The organism is Mesorhizobium sp. M7A.F.Ca.AU.002.02.1.1 (assembly GCF_003998535.1).
Lineage (GTDB): Bacteria > Pseudomonadota > Alphaproteobacteria > Rhizobiales > Rhizobiaceae > Mesorhizobium > Mesorhizobium ciceri.
Window position 1 is genome coordinate 1 of record NZ_RZPB01000889.1, and the last position, 2,204, is coordinate 2,204.

At 64.4% G+C, this 2,204-nt stretch carries 3 protein-coding genes; all 3 read right to left on the reverse strand.

What is annotated here, in order from left to right:
* A partial coding sequence (gene nhaA / locus EN879_RS32905; protein WP_127274556.1) for a Na+/H+ antiporter NhaA occupies positions 1 to 1,192 on the reverse strand: 1,192 nt, incomplete at its 3' end.
* Between the two features lie 62 nt (positions 1,193 to 1,254).
* Positions 1,255 to 1,818 carry an ActR/PrrA/RegA family redox response regulator transcription factor gene (locus EN879_RS32910; RefSeq protein WP_013528072.1) on the reverse strand — a complete coding sequence of 188 codons (564 nt, stop codon included), beginning with the start codon at positions 1,816 to 1,818 and terminating at the stop codon, positions 1,255 to 1,257.
* 85 nt (positions 1,819 to 1,903) lie between these two features.
* Positions 1,904 to 2,204: ATP-binding protein (locus EN879_RS32915; protein ID WP_164774727.1), on the reverse strand; the 301-nt coding region annotated here is incomplete at its 5' end.

Genomic DNA, 2,204 nt, shown 5'->3' on the forward strand with positions numbered 1-2,204 from the left:
CTTCGCCGTCCTCCACGCCACCCCTAGCGGACGCCATGAGCAGCACGGCAGCGCCCAGGATGGCGGCGATGAAGGAGCCGGCGAGGATGCCGACCTTGACCGCGTCCTGCAGCGCCACGTCGCCGGCGAAGGCGAGCAGGCCGATGAACAGGCTCATGGTGAAGCCGATGCCGCACAGCAGCGATATGCCGATCATGTGCGTCCAGCCGGCATTGGCGGGTAGGGCGGCAAAAACCAGCCTGATGGCAAGTGCCGAGGAGCCGAACACGCCGACCAGCTTGCCGACCACCAGGCCGGCGGCGACACCCAGCGTCAACGGCTCGATCAGCGCGCCAAAGCTCAGGCCGGCGAGCGAAACGCCGGCATTGGCAAAGCCGAAGATCGGGATGACGACGAAAGCCACAATCTTGTGCAGGCCGTGCTCGAGCCGGTGCAGCGGCGAACGGTCCAGATCGTGACCGATCCCGGCGGAGCGCTCAAGCGGGATGGTCAGCGCCAGCGCCACGCCGGCAAGCGTTGCATGGACGCCAGATTTCAGCACCAGAACCCACAGGACGACGCCCAGAACGAGATAGGGCACAAGCGTCATCACCCGCATGCGGTTGAGCACGACAAGCGCGGCAATGATTGCGAAGGCGGCACCCAGATAAGCCAGCGACAAGCCGCTGGTGTAGAAGATGGCGATGATGATGACGGCACCGAGGTCGTCGATGATGGCCAATGCTGTGAGGAACACCTTCAGCGAAGCCGGCACGCGGCTGCCGAGCAGCGACAGCACGCCGAGCGCAAAAGCTATGTCGGTGGCGGTCGGGATCGCCCAGCCGGACAGGGCGGCCGCATTGTTGCGGTTGACGGCGACATAGACGAGTGCCGGAACCAGCATGCCGCCGGCGGCGGCGATGCCGGGCAGCACGCGCCGAGGCCAGGTGGAGAGCTGGCCGTCCAGCATCTCGCGCTTGATCTCCAGCCCGACGAGCAGGAAGAACACCGCCATCAGCCCGTCATTGACCCAGTGCGAGACGCTGAGCGGGCCGAGATAGGCGTGGAGCACGGAGAAATAGGTTTCGGCGAGCGGCGAGTTGGCGACGATCAACGCAAGTGCCGCCGCCGCCATCAGGATGATGCCGCCGGCCGCTTCGCTATCGAGAAATTCGCGGAAGACGGAAATCGGCCGCTGCTTCAGATCCTGCATGTCGCCTCCGTCATGCCGCCTGTTTCGGCGGGTTTCAATCGGCAAGATGGCAAACGGTGGCCTTAACGCGGCGCGCGCTTTGCCAGTATGCGCTGCAAGGTGCGACGGTGCATGTTGAGCCGGCGCGCTGTCTCGGAGACGTTGCGCTCGCACATCTCATAGACGCGCTGGATATGCTCCCATCGGACGCGGTCGGCCGACATCGGGTTTTCCGGCGGCGCCGCGCGCTCGCCGGCGGTGCGGGTGAGTGCGGCGAAGATATCATCGGCGTCGGCGGGCTTGGAGAGATAATCGACCGCACCGAGCTTCACCGCGGTCACCGCGGTGGCGATGTTGCCATAGCCGGTCAGGATGATGGTGCGGGAATCCTCGCGCTTTTCGCGGATGGCCGCGACCACGTCGAGGCCGTTGCCGTCGCCGAGCCGCATGTCGACCACGGCGTAGGCGGGCGGATTGGCGCGCGCCTTGGCAACCGCCTCCTCGACGCTCTCGGCCGTCTCGACCACGAAGCCCCTGGCTTCCATGGCGCGGGCCAGACGCGTGAGGAACGGCTTGTCGTCATCGACGACAAGCAGCGAGGTGTCCTCGCCTTCAACCATTGCGCCAATATTCTCGTCGCCTGTCATAGTCTCAAAATTCCTGCTGCCTTAATTTTACGCAAATATAGTTCCTGAGCCTCCTTGTCCAATTTTTAGAGGTCCTTCAAGGCTCTCAGGCAGTGTCGAACATGCTGGCCGAAGTGATTTCCGGATTGAGGAACACACCACGCGGCCACGATATCTGGACCATGGCGCCCTCGCCCAGGCCACCCGAATTGCGGAAATCGAGCACGGCACCAGAGCGTTCGAGCAGGGTCTTGGCGATGAACAGGCCGAGGCCCAGACCACCGCCGGTTTCATTGCCCTGGCGCGTCGACATATAGGGCTCGCCGATGCGGTCGATGATCTCGGCCGGAAAACCGGGGCCGTCATCGACGATCGAGAAGGTGACGGTGGCCTCGTCCCAGCTCCAG

Excerpts from the sequence above, each read along its gene's own strand:
- EN879_RS32910 (WP_013528072.1), bottom strand. The coding sequence starts at position 1,818 with ATGACAGGCGACGAGAATATTGGCGCAATGGTTGAAGGCGAGGACACC.